Source organism: Halomonas sp. (assembly GCF_041689495.1).
Classification (GTDB): Bacteria; Pseudomonadota; Gammaproteobacteria; order Pseudomonadales; family Halomonadaceae; genus Halomonas.
The window spans coordinates 1-19,977 of the sequence record NZ_JBDNGD010000141.1 but is presented as its reverse complement, the minus strand read 5'-3'; the positions used below and the strand labels follow the sequence as shown (position 1 = coordinate 19,977).

The following is a 19,977-nucleotide window of genomic DNA, read 5'->3' as shown; positions in this document are numbered from 1 at the left end:
GCCTTCGGGTGGTCCGAGCCAGGCCGGTCAGCACGAGGAACGATCATGTTCACAGGAATCGTACAGGGCACCGCCGAGGTGGTGGCCATCCAGGAGGCGGAGGACTTTCGCACCCATGTGCTGGCGCTGCCGGAAGCGCTGCGCGAGGGATTGGCGTTGGGTGCCTCGGTGGCCCACAACGGGGCCTGCCTGACGGTGACCGCCATCGAGGGGGATCGCGTCAGCTTCGACCTGATGCGCGAGACCCTTCGCGTGACCAATCTCGGTGCACTGAAGGTGGGCAGTCGCGTCAATATCGAGCGAGCGGCGCGTTTCGGCGACGAGATCGGCGGCCATGCCATGTCCGGACATGTGATCTGCGCAGCTGAACTCGTTGAGCTCGAGGCGGCTCCCAATAACCGACGCCTCTGGTTCGATCTGCCGCGAGAGATGGGGCGTTTCCTGTTCGAGAAGGGCTACATTGGTGTAGACGGTATCAGTCTGACCATCGGTGAGGTCCGCTCTCAGACGGGTGTCGGATGTCCACGGTTCTCCGTGAACCTGATTCCCGAAACCCTTGCACGCACGACCCTGGTTGACCGGGTCGCGGGTGACCGGGTCAATATCGAGATTGACCCCCAAACCCAGGCCATCGTCGAGACGGTGGAGCGGGTACTGGAAATGCGGGGCCTCTGACACCTCAACCTCTGACGCCTCAAATAGAACAGTTGACCATTCCGTCACGTTTACGTTGGCCATCAGGGTGGCGAATGCCCCGTAATTTGCCTAAATAGGGGTGACCTTGCTGCCACTGACCTCCCGGGCGTCTCGCAAGATGCAGAGGCTTTGGGTACCATGGCCAGCTTTCATCGCCCCCCGGACGCCACGGCGTCATCGCGCGCAGGACCGACATCCATGCTGAAACGCCTGATCGATAACCAGTTCAAGCTCGACGAACACGATACCACTGTGAAGACCGAGGTCATCGCCGGGATCACCACCTTCCTGACCATGGCCTACATCATCTTCGTCAATCCCAGCATCCTTTCCGAAGCAGGCATGGACTATGGCGCCGTCTTCGTCGCCACCTGCCTGGCCGCCGCGGTGGGCTGTCTGATCATGGGGCTCTGGGCCAATTATCCCATTGCCCAGGCACCGGGCATGGGGCTCAATGCCTTCTTTACCTACGGCGTCGTGCTGGGGATGGGGCATACCTGGGAAGCGGCCCTGGGTGCCGTCTTCTTCTCCGGCTTCATCTTCTTCCTGCTGAGTGTCTTCAAGATCCGCGAGTGGATCATCAATTCCATACCGCTATCGCTGAGACTGGGGATTGCCGCAGGGATCGGCCTCTTCCTGGCGATGATTGCGCTCAAGAATGCCGGTATTGTCGTCGCCAACCCCGCGACCTTCGTGGCCCTCGGGGACCTTTCCCAGCCGTCTGCCCTCTATGCGCTGCTGGGTTTCTTCGTGATCACTGCCCTGGCGTATCTCAAGGTTACCGGGGCGGTAATGATCGGCATCCTCGGCATCACCATGCTGGCGATTCTGTTCGGCCACAACGAGTTCGGTGGTTTCATGTCCATGCCGCCTTCCATTGCCCCGACACTCATGGCACTGGATCTCTGGGGTGCCCTGGACATCGCCATGCTGAGCGTCATCTTTGCCTTCCTGTTCGTCGACCTCTTCGATACGTCCGGTACCCTGGTGGGTGTGGCACAGCGTGGCAAGCTGCTCGACGAGAATGGCAAGCTGCCGCGTCTGGGGCGTGCCATGATGGCCGACAGTGGAGCTTCCATGGCCGGTGCCGTACTGGGTACCTCGACGACGACCAGCTACATCGAGTCCACGGCTGGCATCGCTTCCGGAGGCCGGACCGGTCTCACCGCCGTAGTGGTGGCGCTACTCTTTCTGGTCAGCCTCTTCTTTGCGCCCCTGGCAGGGTCCATTCCCACCTATGCGACCGCCGGTGCCTTGCTCTATGTGGCCGTGTTGATGGCCGGTAGCCTGGCCCATGCGAACTGGGAGGACCCCACCGATGCCGCGCCGGTACTGATTGCGGCGCTGGCCATGCCACTGACCTTCTCCGTTGCCGAGGGGATCGCCCTGGGTTTCATCAGCTATGCCGCGATCAAGACACTTTCAGGCCGTTTCAGCGACTTGAACCCTGCCGTGATCGTGTTGGCATTGCTGTTTGCTGCCAAGTTCCTGTTCATCGACTGACGCTGTCGACGGCATTCACCCAACGAGATTCGTATTGATGAGCATCTATGGCGACTACATCAAGTCCGTGATACGTACTGTCCCCGACTGGCCCCAGCCGGGGGTCAATTTTCGTGACATCACCCCGTTGCTGCAAAATAGTGCCGCCTTTCGCAAGCTGATCGACAGCTTCGTGCATCGCTATCAGGAGATGGAACTGGATGCCCTCGCTGCCATCGATGCTCGGGGGTTCATCATCGGCGCACCCCTGGCCTATGAACTGGGATGCAGCTTCGTGCCGGTGCGCAAGAAGGGCAAGCTGCCTTTCAGGACCATCAGCGAGACCTACACCCTGGAATATGGCAAGTCGGAGGTCGAGCTTCACTCCGATGCTTTCCGCCAGGGTGACCGCATCCTGCTGGTCGATGACCTGATCGCGACAGGCGGCACCATGCTGGCGGCGGCAAGACTGATCACCCGCAGCGGTGGCCAGGTGGTGGAAACCGCCACCATCATCGACCTGCCGGATCTCGGCGGTTCCGAGAGGATTCGCGCGGCCGGCTATGGCGTCTTCGCGGTCTGCTCCTTCACCGAAGCAGAGTGACCCACGCATGTCTACGCATCGCTATCACCAGCATTTCACCGTCTCCTGGGACCAGTTGCATCGTGACGTACGTGAACTCTGTCACCAGATGATCGAGCGTGACTTCTGCGGGATCATCGCCATCACCCGTGGCGGCCTGATCCCGGCGGCCTTGATCGCCAGGGAGCTCAATATCCGGCTGATCGATACCGTCTGCATCAAGAGCTACGATCACATGGAGCAGTCCGCCCCGGACGTGCTCAAGGGCGTCGATCACGACGGCGCTGGCTGGCTGCTCGTCGATGACCTGGTGGATACCGGCAAGACGGCCCGCAAGGTTCGCGAAATGCTGCCCAAGGCTCACTTCATCACCATCTATGCCAAGCCGGAAGGGCGCCCGCTGGTGGATCAGTACCTCACCGAGGTGGCTCAGGACTGCTGGATCCAGTTTCCCTGGGACATGGGCGTTGCCTACGTCGAGCCGCTGGTCAACCAGGTCAAGCGCTGAACCATGAACTCCCCGCTTCCCCACAGCTGGCAGCAGTGGCTGGGCGTCGAGTTCGAAGCTCCCTACATGCAGGCCCTGCGAAACTTCCTGGCCCGGGAGAAGGATGCGCGGAAGGTCATCTATCCACACTCGTCACACTGGTTTCGTGCCTTCGAGCTGACGCCGCTCGACCGGGTCAAGGTGGTGATGCTGGGCCAGGATCCCTATCATGGCCCGGGTCAGGCCCATGGCCTGTGCTTCTCCGTGCGTCCCGGTGTCCCCTTGCCGCCCTCTCTGGTCAATATCTACAAGGAACTCGCGGCGGACCTGGGCTTCCGTCCGGTGGGGCACGGCAATCTTGAGCACTGGGCTCGCCAGGGCGTTTTGCTGCTCAATACCTCGCTGACGGTGGAGCAGGGCAATGCCGGTTCCCATCGTGGCAAGGGCTGGGAGACCTTCACCGACCGCGCCATCACAACGATCAATGAGCATGCCGAGCCTTCGATCTTCCTCCTCTGGGGGAGCCATGCCCGTCAGAAGAAGCTCCTGATCGATACCCGTCGACACCTCGTCCTGGAGTCCCCGCATCCTTCGCCACTCTCGGCCCATCGCGGCTTCTTCGGCAACCACCACTTCTCCAGGGCCAACGCCTTTCTGGTGGAGCACGGGCGTGAGCCAATCGACTGGCAGCTGCCCGCCCAGCCTTAACCTCAAAGCAGGATGCGGTTAGAATGGCTGGCAATTTGTCGTTGCTGTCCATCCGACGATAGCCGCCAGGTACCCATCAGCTTCCAAGAGGTTCCCCATGAGCGTCCACGCCATCCAGCATCCCCTGGTCCAGCACAAGCTCGGTCTGATGCGCGAAGCCGGCATCAGTACCAAGAGCTTCCGCGAACTGGCCGGCGAGCTGGCCAAGCTGCTCACCTATGAGGCGACCAGCGACCTGGAACTCGAGACCCAGGAGATCGATGGCTGGAGCGGCAACAAGATTCCGGTGAAGCTGCTCAAGGGCAAGAAGGTCACTATCGTGCCCATCCTGCGCGCGGGTCTGGGCATGCTCGACGGCGTCACCGACCTGATTCCCAGTGCCCGGGTCAGCGTGGTGGGCCTCTACCGTGACGAGGAGACGCTGGAGCCGGTGCCTTACTTTGCCAAGTTCGCTAATGACCTGGACGAGCGCATGGCCATCGTCATCGACCCCATGCTGGCCACCGGCGGCACCATGGTGGCGACGCTGGACATGCTGAAGAAACGCGGTTGCCAGCAGATGAAGGTCATCGTCCTGGTGGCGGCTCCCGAAGGGATCAAGCGGGTCCAGGAGGCCTATCCCGATATCGAGATCTATACCTCAGCCATCGATGACCATCTCGACCAGAACGGTTATATCGTGCCCGGGCTGGGTGATGCGGGGGACAAGATCTTCGGCACGCGATGATCCGCTTTCCGGGTTGCTGTTCATCCCCCATCGGGTTTGCCGGTTGGGGTTTTTTCTGTTGATTCGATTGGAGAAGGCTTCATGACAGACGCCGATGCGGATGCCGGTGCCGGTCTTTCTGGCCTCCTCATGACCCTGCTGTTCGGCTCCATCGCCGTCATTGGTATGAATACCCTGGTGCGGGCCGGACAATCGCTCACCGCCCCGCGTAATCTGGTGGTGGTGTCCTTGATTCTGGTCTTCGGTATCGGCGGCATGCAGTTCGGTGGGGCGGGTCAGTTCACCCTGCAGGGCGTCAGCCTGGCGGCCCTGGTGGGTATCCTGCTCAATGCGGTCTTGCCCGGGGCCGACGAGAACGAATAATCCGGCTCAGGCGTGATGCTGTTCGCTACTGCCCTCCGAGAAAGTCGGCGGGGTATTGGCACTGACGATGACGCATTCCTGGGTACCGATATTGCGAAAACGATGGGGCAGGCGGGAATCGAAGTAGTAGGCGTCTCCCGCCCTCAAGATGGCCACCTCGTTGTTCACCGTGATTTCGATTTCTCCGGCAGTCACCACGCCGCCTTCCTCGCCTTCGTGTTCCAGCATGTCCTCGCCGGTGTCGGCACCCGGCGGATAACGCTCATGAAGGATCGACATGCTGCGATCGGGACGTCGGGCCGCGACCAGTCGCCAGGAAAGGATGCCGTCGCCGATTTCGGTCATTTCCCCGGCACGGTAGAAGGGTTGTGGCCGGGCCAGGGCATCGCCGGCGAAGAAGGCGCTGATCGATACCGGCAGGGCATCGAGGATCTTCTTCAACGAACTGACCGAGGGGCTCACGCTGTTCTGTTCGATCAGTGAAATGGTACTGTTGGTCACGCTGGCACGCTTGGCCAGTTCGCGTTGGGAGAAGCCCCTATCGCTGCGTAATTGTCGCAGGCGGGCGCCGACATCGAATCCTGCTTCCATGGTCGATCCTGTGATGATATTTGCTTGTCGCTTGCCACTCGGGGCAATGCCTGTCAGGCAGGAGCGTCAAGAATTATGCACACATGATACGCCTCAGGGATGACCGAGAGTCAATCATCCGTCCATTGTGTGAGGGCAAAGGTCGCACGACGTGGCACCCGGTGATGGGCTAAGGCATCATGAGTCTCAAATGACACTATTCAATGGCAGGCAGGCACAGCAGGTGACGCGATGATCACGAAGGCCGAACTCAGCGGCTTGATCCTGGCCGGGGGCCAGGGACGCCGGATGGGTGGGCGGGACAAGGGGCTTGAACCTTTCGCCGGCCACCCTCTGGTGGTGCATGTCCGTGAACGCCTGGTGGACGGCACGGCGGAGCTGATGATCAATGCGAATCGTCATCTGGAGCGCTATGGCGCCTTCGCCGACCGGGTGGTCATCGACGAGGAGGGTGGCTATCAGGGCCCGCTGATGGGGATCTACAGTGGGCTGCGCGCGAGTCGAACGCCCTGGGTGGTCGTCGTGCCCTGCGACAGCCCTGCCTTGCCCCGGGATCTGGTGTTGCGGCTGCTGGCCGGGCTCGGTGATGCCGATATCGCCGTGGCCCATGACGGCGACCGTCTGCATCCCGTGGTGGCCTTGATCCGTACCGCCCTGGTCGATGATCTGGGCATTTCCCTGGCGGCGGGTGAACGCAAGATCGACAGATGGTACGACCGCCATGCCTGGTGCCAGGTGGATTTTTCCGATTGTCCCGGTGCCTTTGCCAATCTCAATACCGTCGATGACAAGCAGCACCTGGAAGTGGCGCTGCGCAAGGAACTTCCGACAGCATGACTACCCACGGGCGTGAGTCACTTACCCTGGATACTCGACTCCCGCTCCTGGGTATCGCGGCCTGGAGCGGGACAGGCAAGACCACCCTGCTCGAGCAGTTGTTGCCGCGACTCGGAGAAAGAGGCATCCAGGTCGCGGTCATCAAGCATGCCCACCATGGCTTCGATGTCGATCAGCCCGGCAAGGACAGCCATCGTCTGCGCCAGGCGGGCGCCGTCCCGATGCTGGTGGCGTCACGGGCCGGGCTGGCACTGATGATGGAAACCCCGGGTCGCGACGAGGCCGATCTTTCTGCGCTGATCGAGATGGTCGGCCTTCATCGTCCCGATCTCGTGCTTGTCGAGGGTTTCAAGGCCTGGCCATTGCCCAAGCTGGAACTCTATCGCCCGGATCTGGGCAAGCCGTTGCGTGCCGCGCAAGATCCCTGGATCAGGGCAGTCGCCAGTGATGTCGAACTGTCCCTTCCCGGAGATGTGCAGTGGCTGGATCTCAATGATCTCGGTGCCATCACTGACTGGATTGCCGCCTGGCCATCGCGGTGGCCGGCTGAATGCATACCGCGTCGTCCCGTCGAGGAAGGCGTTCGATGACCCTTTCCTGTTTCGACCTCGGCGAACGGATGCTGTCCGTGGATGAGGCCAGGGGTGCCCTCTGCGCCTTGGTCACCGACGCCCTGCCTGCCGAGACATCTGCCCTGGCCGAGTTGCATGGGCGGGTGCTGGCCAGGGATGTCATGTCGCCCCTGGATGTTCCCCGACACACCAATGCTGCCATGGACGGCATCGCCCTGGCCTGGCCCGACAACGTCGAAGACGCCAGCCGCTGGGAGCGTGTCGGCCAGGTACGCGCCGGGACACGGCATGACACTCCCCTCCTGTCGGGCCAATGCCTGGGAATCACCACGGGTGCACCCCTGCCACCCGGGTCGGATACCGTGATCATGCAGGAACAACTGGAAGAAGTCGGCGAGAACCGGGTGATCGTCGATCGTCCCGATCGGGTCCGTCGTGGGCAGAACGTGCGCCTGGCCGGTGAGGACATCGCCGCGGGAACCCTGGTATTGCCTGCGGGCACTCGTCTCTCGGCTGCGGAGCTAGGCGTGCTGGCGTCACTTGGCATGGCTGAAGCGCTCGTGCGGCGCCGTCCGCGAGTGGCGATCTTCTCCACGGGGGATGAGGTCACTGCCCCTGGCACAAGGCTGCCGACCGCGAATATCTTCGATACCAACCGTTTTACCCTGCGTGGTCTGATAGCGGAACACGGAGGGGAAGTCATCGACATGGGGATCATCCCCGATGACCTGGCCTCCCTGGCCGAGGCGCTTGCCGAGGCTTCGGATTCGGCGGATCTGGTCATTACCAGTGGCGGGGTATCCGTGGGTGAAGCCGATTTCACCCGAGCGGCGCTGGCCCAGATCGGCGAACTGGGTTTCTGGCGTATCGCCATGCGCCCCGGGCGCCCCCTGGCCTGCGGCAGGCTCGGTTCCCGGGGCACGCCCTTTCTTGGTCTGCCGGGCAACCCGGTCGCTGTCATGGTGACCTTCCTGCAGTTCGTCGTCCCGCTTCTGGCAACGATGCAGGGGCGAGATAACGTCAAACCATGCCGCCTGACCGCCCTGGCCGATCATGCCCTGACGTGCCGCACGGGTCGTGTCGACTTCATCCGGGGCCTTTATCATTCCGATGCGAACGGCACCCTGCGAGTCTGCAGTACCGGTGCTCAGGGCTCCGGCATCCTGTCCTCGATGGTGAAGGCCAACTGCCTGATCGAAGTCGGCGAAGATCGTGAGGGTGTCAGGGCGGGTGAATCGGTTACCATTCAACCCCTGTTTCGATTTCCATGAGGCGCCGACTGCCATGTCTCTGACCCATCTCAATGCCCGTGGCGAAGCCCATATGGTCGATGTCGCCGACAAGTCGGAAAGTCGACGAGAGGCGAGCGCCTCGGGGCGCATCCATATGGAGCCGGCCACTCTGGCACTGCTGCTCGAGGGAGGCCTGCCAAAGGGTGATGTCCTGGCCACCGCCCGTATTGCCGGCATCCAGGCCGCCAAGCGTACCCATGAATTGATTCCCTTGTGCCACTCCCTGGCATTATCCCGTGTCGCCGTGGATTTCAATGTCGAGGCCGACAAGGGCTATGTGGAGGTGACGGCCAGCTGTCGACTCACGGGTCGCACCGGAGTGGAAATGGAAGCTTTGACGGCCGTCTCGGTGGCCTGCCTGACGCTCTATGACATGTGCAAGGCTGTGGACAAGACCATGGAGATCGGCAGCATCCATCTGGATACCAAGCGGGGAGGGCGCTCCGGCGATTATTCCCGCGAGAATGTGGTGCAGGAGACCCTGGAGGCGGCCTCAAGCGTTCCCATCGTGACCAGCGAAGGTGATGCCGGGCAGGTATCCTTGAGGTCTCGAGGCAACGGGGCTGACACCGGCATCCGAGTCAAGTGCCTGGCCGAGTTGCGTGAACGACTCGGCGTCGGTGAACTCTCGGTTTCCTTCGATACCCTGCCCAGCGCCGATGTGGCCGGGATCAAGCTGGCGTTGAAGGCGATGGATGCGCGTTTTGCGGGGCTTGAGGAGGGCAGGGTGCTCTGCGCGGTCAACCAGGTGATGGCGGGGGATAGCACCCCGGTGACCGAGGATGACGAAGTTGCCTTCTTCCCGCCGGTGACAGGAGGTTGAGGATGATTCGTGTCCAGGAAGCGGCCTTCGATGCGGGCGCCGAACAGCGGGCATTGCTGGGCGACCGGACGGATATCGGTGCCGTGGTCAGTTTCACGGGGCTGGTTCGTGACTTCAATGAAAGGCCAGCCGTCACCGGGCTCTTCCTCGAGCACTACCCTGGAATGACCGAGACCGCGCTGGAGGAAATCGTGGGTGAGGCAGAGTCTCGCTGGCCCCTCGACGGTGTTCGATTGATACACAGGATTGGACGTCTGGCCCCTGGAGACCCTATCGTGTTGGTAGTCGTCGCCAGCGCCCATCGACGTTCCGCCTTCGAGGCCTGCGACTTTATCATGGATTATCTCAAGACACGCGCGCCCTTCTGGAAGAAGGAACATGCCACAGACGGACAGTACTGGGTCGAAGAACGGGATTCCGACCTCAGTGATGCGCGCCGATGGGAGTAGGAGCGAAGTGACCAGAATGACAATGCCCCAGGAACTCATCGATGACTTCGGTAGGCGGGTCAGCTATGTGCGTATCTCGGTAACGGACCGCTGTGACTTCCGCTGTGTCTACTGCATGAGTGAGGTCATGACCTTCCTCCCTCGCGATCAGGTTCTGACCCTCGAGGAGTTGGCCCTGGTCGCCAGGGCCTTCACGGAACTCGGCGTGGAAAAGATCCGGTTGACCGGCGGTGAGCCACTTGTACGGCGTGATATCGATCATCTCATCAAGGATATCGGTGCCCTGCCCGGGCTGAAGGACTTCGCCATGACCACCAACGGGTCCGGTCTGGTCAAGCAGGCCAGACGACTCCGTGAGGCGGGTCTCGAGCGTCTCAACATCAGTCTCGATTCCCTGGATCCCGATCGCTTCCGACGGCTGACTCGCACCGGTGACCTCCACAAGGTGCTGGCGGGGATCCAGGCGGCCAAGGAGGCCGGTTTCGAACGGACCAAGCTCAATGCGGTCATTCTCAAGGGTCGTAATGACGACGAGGTGATCGACCTGGTCGATTATGCTCGTCGGGAGGGGCTGGACATCAGCTTCATCGAGGAAATGCCATTGGGCGATGTGTCTGATCATTCCCGGGATGAAACTTATTGTTCCAGTGACGAGGTACAAGCCCTCATCGAGACCCGTCACGAGTTGTTTCCCACGACCGAGACCACCCTGGGGCCTTCACGTTATTTTCGAATGAGCGACAGTGAGAGTCGAGTCGGTTTCATCTCGCCACACAGCCATAATTTCTGCGCCTCATGCAATCGGGTTCGGGTGACGGTAGAAGGCCGGTTGTTGCTGTGCCTGGGTAACGAGCATTCGGTGGACCTGAGAGAAGTGCTCAGGCGTCACCCGGGGGATATCGAACCCTTGAAGGCGAGCATTGTTGCTGCCATGTCGCTCAAGCCTGAGCGACATCATTTCACTACCGATGGGGAGGTTCAGGTCGTCCGCTTCATGAACATGACCGGCGGCTGAAAGACACCTTGCCACCATTCGTCGACCGAGACGACGCCAAGATGGCGTCGTCTTTTTTTTAGCCTTCCCGACAGGTATCGATGGAAATATCGGACATTATTCTTCACCTTTTCCTTGCCAAGGTGGTGGGTCTGCCTATACTTTTTCGTTACGGAGTCCCTGCGACTTCTACTTTCATGAGGCATGGAGGGGTCAATGTCCAGCGAAACCCTGGAGCGAATTGCTCGCAACAAGAATGTGGCGCGGGCGGCGGCTCGCCAGCTGAGCATGGAACAGTTGCATAAACTCGCCGAGGTCATCGGTGAGGTGATCGAACACAAGCAGGATGAAGAACGCCAGCGCAAGGAAGATGAGATCCAGAAGGAGCGAAAGCTGGCGGAGATCCGTGAGGCGATCAATGATGCCGGGCTTTCCATGGAAGACCTCGTGGCCGAGCAACCCAGGCGCAAGCGTGGTCGTCCTCCCAAGAATGGGGGCAAGGCTGCAGGAAAGTCGTGACGTCGGAAGTGCAACTCCTGAGTCTCGACTTTACGCCGTCACCCCTGTCGTGGGATGAATTTCCATGGCAATGTGTCGATTTTCTTTGCAAGAAGAGTGTCGAATATAGGCGTGTGTGAGCGGCGCGGGTCATCAGTGTCGAGACGAGTAAGGCGAGCCATGGGGCTCGCCTTACTCGTTCCGAGGGCCTGTCGGGTGGTGCCGATAGCGGGAGGGGTCTACTGCTCCACTTCACTGGTACTCGGTGATTCCACGGCCAGGATCTGCAGGTGGATCTCCGGCACGCGGTGCAAGTGATCGGCAAACCAGGTCAGCATGCGAGGTTGCATGGCCAATCGCAGATCGGCAAGGGTATCGGCACTCAAGCCCTGGAGTTCGTGATCCAGCCAGTCGGAAAAGGCGTCCTCGTCCAGGGGGCTGCACTGGCTGGTATCCAGCATCAACCGTCCGATTCGTGTCCAGCCGCCTTCCTCCGTGATCGTAACCGAGAGTGCCAGGTAGAGGCTGCCATGACGAGACCGATGACCTCTGTCGTTGCCCAGGCCAGGCAAGGGTGATATGGCATCACGCTTGACGATACAGGGCGGTTGGGCGCGCCTCGATTCGAGATGAAGGCCATCGGTATCTAGGCGAATCATGTCCCCATCAACGGGGAGCAGTGGTGCCTGGATGCCGAGTCGTTCGGCCAGTTCTCGGTGGGCCTGCTGATGGCGCGGCTCTCCATGAACGGGAAGCAGGTGGCGAGGCTTGACCCACTCGTAGAAGGTGCGCAATTCCTCCTGGGCGGGATGTCCTGAAGCATGCAGTTCGGGATGATTGAATTCGTCAAGCAGGGTAACGCCGAGACGTTTCAGGCTCGCCTTGAGCCGGTCGATCAGATGTTCATTTCCGGGGATGGCCTTGGCGGAAAATATCACGCTGTCGCCGGGTCGCATCTCGAAGGACGGGTGGCGTCCATGGGCAAGTCGGCTCAGGGCAGCGCGAGGTTCTCCCTGGCTCCCGGTGGCGATGACCAGGACTTCCTCGGGGGGCAGGTAACCCAGATCATTCACGGGAACCAGGGAAGGAAAATCATCGAGATAGCCCAGTCCCCTGGCGATGGCCAGCATGCGCTCCATTGAACGCCCCATCAGACTGACCCGGCGCCCAGAGTGTCGCGCCGCTCGAGCGATGGCCAGGACCCTGGCGAGATTGCTGGCGAAGCAGGACACGACCACTCGACTCTCGCAGCGGGAGATCGCGTCGATCAGGGCGTCGGCGACGTCGCCCTCGCTTCGCGAATGCCCGGGCAGGGGTGCATTGGTCGAATCGCCCGTTACGAGATCCACCGGCGCAATGGCGCGGAAGGTCGCGGCATCGATCGGCGGACCGATGAGTGGATCGGCATCCAGTTTCCAGTCCCCTGTATGCAGTACCCTGTGGCCGCCGGCGGTAATGAGCAGGCTGCAGCTTTCGGGCATGGAATGCGTCACGGCCAGGAAGCGCAGGGTAAAGGGACCCGTCTCCATCGCTTCACCGGGTTCGATGACCCTGATGGCATCGCTGTTCAATCCTCGCTCGGCGAACTTGGCTCGCAGCAGGCCGGCGGCCAGGGGTGTGGCGTGGATCGGACAGCCCCATTTCGGCCACAGCCAGGCGGTCGCACCGATATGGTCTTCGTGGCCGTGGGTGATGATCAGGCCCCGGGGCGTGATTGCCAGCGTCGTCAGGCAATCCGTGTTGGGAACCTGCAGGGGTGTGTCGGGCAGGTCCTGGCGGATCATCATGCCGCAGTCCACCGCAATCCAGTCCTGATCGACTCCATAGAGCGTCAGGTTCATGCCGATCTCACCACACCCCCCCAGCGGCAGGATGTTCAGGGAGGGTCGGCGGCGCGGGCGGATCTGGATTCGGGGTCGAAACATCGGGAAGGGGCAAACCAGGAAATGAAGACCGCCACTATACGGGATGGGTGCCGGCCCTCACAACGCGCCGCCCGTGTCCCTGCGTCGCTACTCGGTTAGAATGAGTGACGCCTGTCATCTTCAGTCGCCTTCAACAGCGGATCTGTCATGTCGCATTATTATCGCCTGGTGGTTTCCTGCCCCGACAGGGTGGGTATCGTGTCACGTGTATCGGGCTTCATTGCCGGCCATGGTGGTTCCATCACCGAGGCCAGCCAACACTCCGACCTGGCTTCGGGTCGCTTCTTCATGCGTTACGAGATCCTGGCCGATTCCATCGGCATGTCACCTCAAGCCCTGAGGGAGGCCTTTGCTCCCATCGCCGCCGAATTCGACATGCAATGGCGACTGACCGATACCCGTCGTCGTCCCAGCGTCGTCCTGATGGCCTCACGGGAATCCCATTGTCTAGTGGACCTGCTCTATCGCTAGACGGCGGGGGAACTCGACTGCGAGATCCCCTGTGTGATATCCAATCATGAGGACCTTCGTGGTCTGGTGGAATGGCATGGAATTCAATACCACCATGTGCCGGTGCCCCCTGACGACAAGGCCCGCGCCTTCGCCGAAATCCAGGGCCGTGTGGAAGAGTCAGGTGCCGACACGCTGGTGCTGGCCCGTTACATGCAGATTCTTCCCCCATCGCTCTGCGAGCACTATGCCGGCAGGGTGATCAATATCCATCACAGTTTTCTGCCCTCTTTTGCCGGTGCCAAGCCTTACCACCAGGCCCATGAACGTGGGGTCAAGCTGATCGGCGCTACCTGCCATTACGTGACTGTAGCGCTGGACGCTGGCCCGATCATCGAACAGGACATCCATCGGGTCAGCCACTGCCATACCCCGACGGATCTGGTGCGTTTCGGGCGGGATGTGGAAAAGGCGGTTCTTGCCAGAGGGCTTCGCTGGCACCTTGAGGATCGTGTGCTCATTCACGGCAACAAGACGGTGGTCTTTGCGTGACCGCATGCATGGGCCGTCCGAGTTAGGGAGCCGACATGACGATCGCCGAGCCGGTACTCGCCCCCTGGCTGCTGCTCTTATATAGATACGAAGTAACCGCGAGGGCTGCTTGATTACAGCGGCAGGATCAGCTGCTGTCTCGCTTCCTCTGGCACCAGGCGAACCCCGACGCCGAGTAGACGCACGGGGCGACCTGTACGAGCCCAGGCCTGCTCGAGCAGACGGGTGTAGCTCTCGGCATCGGGGGCAAGACCGCGACTCTCCAGGGTAGTGAGGCTGAAGTCATCGAAGCGGACCTTGACGAAGAGCCCGGCCATTGGCGGGTGGCCGTGTCGTTCCAGGCGGCCCTGGAGCTTCTCGCAGAGCGGGGCGAGGGCGGTGGTGGCGGTCTCGAGGTCCGGGAGGTCTCGGTCGAAGGTGGTCTCCACGCTCACCGACTTGCGCTCGCGCTCCACACGTACCGGGCGATCATCGATGCCGCGGGACAGGTCATGTAGCCGGAGTCCGAACTTGCCGAACTCGTCCAGTAATCGGTCGATGGGTAGTTCGCGCAGGTCATTGCAGGTATGGATGCCCATGGCGTCGAGCCTTGCGCCGGTTGCCGGCCCCACGCCGTGGAGTTTCTTCACGGGCAGGTCGCGCACGAAGGCGTCGACCCGCTCCGGAGGGATCACCGTCAGGCCGTCGGGTTTCTCCCAGTCACTGGCGATCTTGGCCAGGAACTTCGAGGGGGCGGCGCCCACGGAGAGGGTGATCCCGGTGCGGGACAGACACTCGTCCTTGAGCCAGCGGGCCATCCAGGTGGCGCTGCCTCGAAAGCCGTCGACATCGGTGACATCCAGGTAGGCCTCATCCATGGAGAGCGGTTCCACCAGAGGAGTGAGTTCGTGGAAGATGGCCTTGATCTGGCGCGAGACCTTCCGGTAGCGGTCAAAATCGCCGGGCAGCAACGTCAGATGGGGGCACAGGCGCAGGGCGAGAGCCGTGGGCATCGCAGAGTGAATACCGAAGACCCGTGCTGGGTAGTTGCAGGTTGCGATGACGCCACGGAGCTCACGAGAACCGCCGATCGCCAGGGGGATGTCGCGAAGCTCGGGACGATCGCGCATTTCCACGGCGGCATAGAAGCAGTCACAGTCGCCGTGGAGGATCTTGCGCTGGAGTCGTTGCATGGTGGCGCTGAATCAGTTCAGGGCCTGGCCATTTCCACCGCGTATGACGCCGACACCGATGCCCTCTATTTCCAGGTGTTGATGGCGCAGATCCACCTCTATCGGGTCGAAATCGGGATTCTCGGCGACCAGTGAGACCCTGTGTCCCTGGCGGTGGAATCGTTTTACCGTGACCTCGTCATCGAGTCGGACGACGACGATCTGGCCGTCGCGAACACGATCTGTCCGGTGTACGGCCAGGAGGTCCCCCTCCAGGATGCCGATGCCCTTCATCGACAGGCCACGGACCTTGAGCAGGTAGTCGGCTCTGGGGGTGAAATATTCCGGGGGCAGGGGACAGTATCGATCGATGTGTTCGGCGGCGAGAACCGGGCTCCCCGCGGCGACTTCCCCGATGATGGGTAGTCCCTGTGAGGATTCCTCTCCCTTGTTCGCAGTGGTCTCCTGGGCGGAAAGGCGAATGCCCCGGGAGGTCCCCGGGATCATGCGGATGACCCCCTTGCGCTCCAGTGCCCGCAGGTGTTCCTCGGCGGCATTGGGTGAGCGGAATCCCAGCGCCCTGGCGATTTCGGCACGCGTCGGGGGATAGCCTAGGTCGCCGATGGTCTTGACGATGAAGTCATGGACATTCTGCTGACGTTCGGTGAGGGGGCGTGTCATGCGACCTCCGCGGCGAGTGAGGGCTGGATCGGGTTGCTTGGTCAAGCATACAGCATGGAATTCCATCCAGTAAAAGTTTGTTGTGATATCCCATGGTGTTTCAAACGCTTGAATTGCCGTCGCAATGGTTGCTTTGGTTGGTTATTCTATGGTCGGCAGAGCGTTCAAACGCTTGATTATAACCAGAGCGACTTAGCTAATGGCTCAGAATGATACCGTCACGCGGATCCTCGATACGGCCGAGGTATTGTTCGCCGAGCGCGGCTTTGCCGAGACATCGCTTCGCCAGGCCACTCCCGACCTGCCCGATGCCGAGCGATTCTGGCGCCTGCACTTCATGCTGGGGACCGTGATCTTCACCCTCTCGGGTCTCGATGCCCTTCGCGACATTGCCGAGAAGGACTACGACGAGCATGTCTCGGTGCGTGATCTGATGCGCCGGTTGAGCCCCGTGGTGGTGGCGGGAATGAATGCGCCCCTGCCGACGCCGGTTCTGGCCGAGGTGACTTGATGCCCACCCCGCGTCTGGATGACTTGCCGCCCGACGGGGGCGTCTGGCTGGAGATCGATATTCCCTCCCAGGCGTTGACGATGCGTCGGGGCGAGGAGGTGCTTTCCCGTCATCACGTCTCGACCGGTCTTGCCGGTGCCGGCCAGAGGGAGGAGAGTGGCCAGACACCACTGGGCTGGCACTATGTGCGTGCCGCCATCGGTGGCGACAGGCTGCTCGGAACCGTATTCCGTGGCCGCCGACCCACCGGGGAAATCTTTGACTCGGCCTGGTCCATCAGCCAGCCCGATAGAGACTGGATCCTGTCGCGCATTCTCTGGCTGTGTGGGCTGGAGACCGGGTATAACCGTGGGGGGGATGTGGATTCCCAGCGCCGATTCATCTACCTGCATGGCACCCCCCCCGATCAGCCCATGGGCGAAGCGCTGTCCCATGGCTGCATTCGGATGCGTGATGACGATCTCCTTGCGGTCTTCGCACGCGCCGTGCCGGGGACGCCGGTATGGATTCATGACTAGCTCGGGATGGCTGTCACGCCCATGGTGTTTCGTCTAGACTTTGCTCCCTTGCTTACCCAGGAAGATGACCATGCCCCAGTCCCTCGGCCCGGTGATGCTGGATCTGGAAGGCCCCAGCCTGACCCGAGACGAACACGAACTTCTCCTGCGTCCCGAGGTGGGGGGTGTGATCCTCTTTTCCCGCAATATCGAGTCCGCCGACCAGCTTCGGTCGCTGTGTGACGAGGTGCGTCGATTACGTCCGGAACTGTTGCTCGCCATGGACCAGGAAGGCGGGCGGGTGCAGCGGCTCCGGGAAGGGGTCACCCGCTTACCCGCCATGGGGCGTCTGGGCCGCGATTTCCCGTTGCTGCCCGAGGTCACTACCAGATTCTGCCAGGATGCCGGCTGGTTGCTCGGCAAGGAAATGGCGGCCTGCGGGCTGGATCTGACATTCGCCCCCGTGCTGGATGTGGACGGGGGGTCCTCCACGGTCATCGGTGATCGTAGCTTCTCCTCCGATCCCGATATCGTCACCCGGCTCGGGGGTGCCTTCATTCAGGGTCTGCATGAGGCGGGGATGGTGGCGGTGGGCAAGCACTTCCCGGGCCATGGCGGCGTTGCCGCAGATTCTCACCATGAACTGCCCATCGATGACCGCCCTCTGGACGAGTTGCACGATCACGATCTCCGGCCCTTTGCCGAACTCGCTTCCCGTCTCGATGCCGTCATGCCCTCCCATGTGGTCTATCCGGCGTTCGATACCCGACCGGCAGGCTTTTCTCCCTTCTGGCTGGGCATGTTGCGCGAGAGCCTGGGTTTCAAGGGCGTGATCTTTTCGGATGACTTGTCCATGGTGGGGGCGAGCCATGCAGGGGCACCCGGTGAGCGGGCGCTGGCGGCGCTGGCGGCCGGCTGTGACATGCTGCTGGTCTGCAACGATCGAGGGGCGGCCCTCAAGGTGATCGAGGCCTGTCGGGGTCGCGTCGCCAGGCGCCCGAGGAAGCTGCGCTATGCCCGAGCCCGACCCGATCTCTCCTCTCTGGCTGCGCTGTCCCGATGGCGTCGTGTACACGCCCGCCTGGAGGCCATGGCGGCGACCCGATGACTCTGCTGTTTCCCCTTCCTTTTTGACATGAGCCGATTCCCGATGCCCAGACTCGATCCCGATTTCCACCAGTCCCTGGCCGCGATGCGAGAGATCATGGACAACGCCGACTGCCTGATCACACAGCAGGAGGTCGAACTCGCCCTGGACCGGATGGCGGCCGAGATTACCCATGACCTGGGTGACAAGCTGCCGGTCTTCTATTGCGTCATGAATGGTGGCCTGATCACCACCGGGCATCTGCTGACCCGTCTGGGCTTTCCTCTGGAGGTGGATTACCTGCATGCGACGCGTTATCGAGGGGGTCTGCGGGGCGGCGAGCTGTTCTGGCGGGTGTCCCCGGAAGTCCCCATGGCCGGGCGTCATGTGGTGATCGTCGATGACATCCTCGACGAGGGAGCCACTCTGGCCGCCATCCTGTCCTACTGCCGGGAAGCCGGTGCCGCCAGCATCGCCACTGCGGTACTGGTCGACAAGCAGCACGTCCGCAAGGCGGTGCCCGATCTCAATGCCGACTACTGCAGCCTGGAAGTCGCCGATCGCTATGTGTTCGGCTTCGGCATGGACTACAAGGGGTATTGGCGAAATGCGCCGGGCATCTTCGCTCCCCGGGGTCTTTGAGGCATATGGCCCATGCCACCTGACGGCGTTGTTCATCCCCAGACATCCGTTTAGAGACAGGAGATGCGAATGATGCCGGCACCTGGTGTCCGCTTCGACGAGTTGACCATCTGCGGTGACGGTCGCATCGGAGTGGCAAGGCTCGATGCGCCCCGGTCCCTCAACGCCTTATCGCTCGAGGTGATCCATCTACTCGAGTCCAGGCTGGACGCCTGGGCCCTCGATCCACAGATCCTGGCGGTCTGGCTGGAGGGGGGCGGCGACAAGGCCTTCTGTGCCGGTGGCGACGTGGTGGCCCTTCATGACTCGCTGGTCGAGGAAGACAAGGCGGCCGTTTATCCCCGCCAGGGTGGCTTTGCGGCAACCTATTTCGCCGCTGAGTACCGCCTGGACTATCGCATCCACAGGTACGCCAAGCCGATACTGGTGTGGGGTGACGGTATCGTCATGGGGGGTGGCCTTGGCCTGATGGTCGGGGCGTCTCACCGGTTGGTCACCGAGACTAGCCGCATCGCCATGCCGGAGATCACCATCGGCCTCTTTCCGGATATCGGGGCGACCTGGTTTCTTAACAGGATGCCGCCGGGTATCGGGGCCTACCTGGGCCTTACCGGTGCGCAACTCAATGGCCGGGACGCCCTGGACCTCGGCCTGGCCGATGCCTTCGTACCCCGGGGAAATCGTGATTCATTGCTGGCTGCCCTGACCGAGGCCGACGTCGGCTCTCACTCTGCCCGCGATGTGCGTCTGGCCATCCAGCGAACAATGGATGACGTGGAGGACAGGTCTGGTGCACCGGCACCCCAGGTCTGGCCGCATCTCGATCATCTCCAGCACCTGGTGGGGCGCGTCGACCCCATCCTTGCCGTGGAGCGAATCCTCGAGGATGGCAGTGATGATGCCTGGCTCACCGCCAACCGGGCACGCCTTGCGGCGGGCTGCCCCATGAGTGCTCACCTGGTCTTGCGGATGCTGGAACGCCACCGCCATGTCGGTCTGGCTGAGGCCTTGCGCAACGAGCTCAGTCTCTCTGTCCAGTGTGGCCTTTTGGGTGATGTCAGGGAGGGTGTACGGGCACTGCTGATCGACAAGGACAGGGCGCCCCGGTGGCAGCACGAGAGTGTTGCTGCCGTGCCCGAGGCCGACATCCAGGCACTGATGAGCCCACTCTGGTCCAAGGAGGCCAATCCCCTGCGAGACCTTGGTGCCGATAATCGCCCCGGTTGACCCCAGTAAACAGGAACAAGGAGCATCAACAATGAAGATTGCCTTCATCGGCCTCGGTAACATGGGCGCGCCCATGGCCACCAACCTGGTCAGGGCCGGCCACGAGGTTCACGTCTTCGACCTGGTCGAGGCCGCCATGCAGACCCTCGAGG

The 19,977-nt window shown here is 61.9% G+C and carries 23 protein-coding genes and 2 pseudogenes; 21 read left to right on the top strand and 4 right to left on the bottom strand.

Translation table 11 applies throughout. The features are described from left to right. Window positions 1-45 precede the first annotated feature (45 nt). The 7 genes and pseudogenes from ACESMD_RS04810 to ACESMD_RS04780 form a co-directional block, all read left to right on the top strand. The gene (locus ACESMD_RS04810; protein ID WP_372610841.1) at window positions 46-675 is read left to right on the top strand and encodes a riboflavin synthase subunit alpha; all 630 of its coding nucleotides are present in this window, start codon (window positions 46-48) and stop codon (window positions 673-675) included. A gap of 219 nt (window positions 676-894) precedes the next feature. Further along, entirely contained in the window at window positions 895-2,199 is a 1,305-nt protein-coding gene (locus tag ACESMD_RS04805) for an NCS2 family permease (RefSeq protein WP_372610839.1), read from the top strand. Window positions 2,200-2,236: 37 nt separating this feature from the next. Further along, complete coding sequence (locus ACESMD_RS04800) at window positions 2,237-2,782, top strand: adenine phosphoribosyltransferase (RefSeq protein ID WP_372610837.1); 546 nt, start codon at window positions 2,237-2,239, stop codon at window positions 2,780-2,782. Window positions 2,783-2,789: 7 nt separating this feature from the next. Continuing rightward, window positions 2,790-3,269 carry a xanthine phosphoribosyltransferase gene (gpt, locus tag ACESMD_RS04795; protein WP_372610835.1) on the top strand — a complete coding sequence of 160 codons (480 nt, stop codon included), beginning with the start codon at window positions 2,790-2,792 and terminating at the stop codon, window positions 3,267-3,269. 3 nt (window positions 3,270-3,272) lie between these two features. Then, a complete protein-coding gene (ung, locus tag ACESMD_RS04790; RefSeq protein ID WP_372610833.1) occupies window positions 3,273-3,956 on the top strand; it encodes a uracil-DNA glycosylase in 684 nt (227 codons plus the stop codon). 97 nt (window positions 3,957-4,053) lie between these two features. Beyond that, on the top strand, window positions 4,054-4,683 hold the full coding sequence (gene upp / locus ACESMD_RS04785) for a uracil phosphoribosyltransferase (RefSeq protein ID WP_372610831.1): 630 nt from the start codon (window positions 4,054-4,056) through the stop codon (window positions 4,681-4,683). 120 nt (window positions 4,684-4,803) lie between these two features. Next, window positions 4,804-5,046 (top strand): annotated as a pseudogene (locus tag ACESMD_RS04780) (uracil permease); the annotation flags it as partial. 6 nt (window positions 5,047-5,052) lie between these two features. On the opposite strand, the gene ACESMD_RS04775 reads toward ACESMD_RS04780, so the two are convergent. Next, the gene (locus ACESMD_RS04775; protein WP_372610829.1) at window positions 5,053-5,637 is read right to left on the bottom strand and encodes a cupin domain-containing protein; all 585 of its coding nucleotides are present in this window, start codon (window positions 5,635-5,637) and stop codon (window positions 5,053-5,055) included. Window positions 5,638-5,868: 231 nt separating this feature from the next. Here ACESMD_RS04775 and mobA point away from each other — a divergent pair, with 231 nt between their 5' ends. The 7 genes from mobA to ACESMD_RS04740 all read left to right on the top strand — a co-directional run bounded on the left by mobA (window position 5,869) and on the right by ACESMD_RS04740 (window position 11,123). Beyond that, window positions 5,869-6,474, top strand: a complete 606-nt coding sequence (gene mobA, locus ACESMD_RS04770; RefSeq protein WP_372610827.1) for a molybdenum cofactor guanylyltransferase MobA — start codon at window positions 5,869-5,871, stop codon at window positions 6,472-6,474. Continuing rightward, entirely contained in the window at window positions 6,471-7,064 is a 594-nt protein-coding gene (gene mobB, locus ACESMD_RS04765; RefSeq protein WP_372610825.1) for a molybdopterin-guanine dinucleotide biosynthesis protein B, read from the top strand. The genes mobA and mobB overlap by 4 nt, the downstream gene beginning before the upstream one ends. Further along, entirely contained in the window at window positions 7,061-8,317 is a 1,257-nt protein-coding gene (glp, locus tag ACESMD_RS04760) for a gephyrin-like molybdotransferase Glp (RefSeq protein ID WP_372610823.1), read from the top strand. The genes mobB and glp overlap by 4 nt, the downstream gene beginning before the upstream one ends. A gap of 13 nt (window positions 8,318-8,330) precedes the next feature. Continuing rightward, entirely contained in the window at window positions 8,331-9,161 is an 831-nt protein-coding gene (gene moaC / locus ACESMD_RS04755; RefSeq protein WP_372610821.1) for a cyclic pyranopterin monophosphate synthase MoaC, read from the top strand. Between the two features lie 2 nt (window positions 9,162-9,163). After that, window positions 9,164-9,610: a molybdopterin synthase catalytic subunit MoaE gene (moaE, locus tag ACESMD_RS04750; protein WP_372610819.1), complete on the top strand. Its 447-nt coding sequence runs from the start codon at window positions 9,164-9,166 to the stop codon at window positions 9,608-9,610. Between the two features lie 22 nt (window positions 9,611-9,632). Continuing rightward, entirely contained in the window at window positions 9,633-10,625 is a 993-nt protein-coding gene (gene moaA, locus ACESMD_RS04745) for a GTP 3',8-cyclase MoaA (protein WP_372610848.1), read from the top strand. Window positions 10,626-10,820: 195 nt separating this feature from the next. Next, entirely contained in the window at window positions 10,821-11,123 is a 303-nt protein-coding gene (locus ACESMD_RS04740; protein ID WP_372610817.1) for a hypothetical protein, read from the top strand. 218 nt (window positions 11,124-11,341) lie between these two features. Here ACESMD_RS04740 and ACESMD_RS04735 read toward each other — a convergent pair whose 3' ends face one another. Continuing rightward, window positions 11,342-12,943, bottom strand: a complete 1,602-nt coding sequence (locus ACESMD_RS04735) for a ribonuclease J (protein ID WP_372610846.1) — start codon at window positions 12,941-12,943, stop codon at window positions 11,342-11,344. Between the two features lie 231 nt (window positions 12,944-13,174). Between ACESMD_RS04735 and purU the strand changes: the two are divergent. Next, window positions 13,175-14,029 (top strand): annotated as a pseudogene (gene purU, locus ACESMD_RS04730) (formyltetrahydrofolate deformylase). 113 nt (window positions 14,030-14,142) lie between these two features. On the opposite strand, the gene dinB reads toward purU, so the two are convergent. Next, window positions 14,143-15,201: a DNA polymerase IV gene (gene dinB, locus ACESMD_RS04725; protein WP_372610815.1), complete on the bottom strand. Its 1,059-nt coding sequence runs from the start codon at window positions 15,199-15,201 to the stop codon at window positions 14,143-14,145. 12 nt (window positions 15,202-15,213) lie between these two features. Beyond that, the gene (gene lexA, locus ACESMD_RS04720) at window positions 15,214-15,861 is read right to left on the bottom strand and encodes a transcriptional repressor LexA (RefSeq protein ID WP_372610813.1); all 648 of its coding nucleotides are present in this window, start codon (window positions 15,859-15,861) and stop codon (window positions 15,214-15,216) included. Window positions 15,862-16,060: 199 nt separating this feature from the next. Between lexA and ACESMD_RS04715 the strand changes: the two genes are divergently transcribed. From ACESMD_RS04715 to ACESMD_RS04690, 6 genes are all read left to right on the top strand, one after another. Further along, on the top strand, window positions 16,061-16,372 hold the full coding sequence (locus tag ACESMD_RS04715; RefSeq protein WP_372610811.1) for a hypothetical protein: 312 nt from the start codon (window positions 16,061-16,063) through the stop codon (window positions 16,370-16,372). Then, a complete protein-coding gene (locus ACESMD_RS04710; protein ID WP_372610809.1) occupies window positions 16,372-16,890 on the top strand; it encodes a L,D-transpeptidase family protein in 519 nt (172 codons plus the stop codon). The genes ACESMD_RS04715 and ACESMD_RS04710 overlap by 1 nt, the downstream gene beginning before the upstream one ends. Window positions 16,891-16,960: 70 nt before the next feature. After that, entirely contained in the window at window positions 16,961-17,977 is a 1,017-nt protein-coding gene (nagZ, locus tag ACESMD_RS04705; RefSeq protein ID WP_372610807.1) for a beta-N-acetylhexosaminidase, read from the top strand. 42 nt (window positions 17,978-18,019) lie between these two features. Continuing rightward, window positions 18,020-18,598, top strand: coding sequence for a hypoxanthine-guanine phosphoribosyltransferase (locus tag ACESMD_RS04700; RefSeq protein ID WP_372610805.1), 579 nt, complete (start codon window positions 18,020-18,022; stop codon window positions 18,596-18,598). A 69-nt stretch (window positions 18,599-18,667) separates the two neighbouring features. Next, a complete protein-coding gene (locus tag ACESMD_RS04695) occupies window positions 18,668-19,825 on the top strand; it encodes an enoyl-CoA hydratase/isomerase family protein (RefSeq protein WP_372610803.1) in 1,158 nt (385 codons plus the stop codon). A gap of 31 nt (window positions 19,826-19,856) precedes the next feature. Continuing rightward, the coding region (locus ACESMD_RS04690) for an NAD(P)-binding domain-containing protein (protein WP_372610843.1) at window positions 19,857-19,977 on the top strand (121 nt) is incomplete at its 3' end.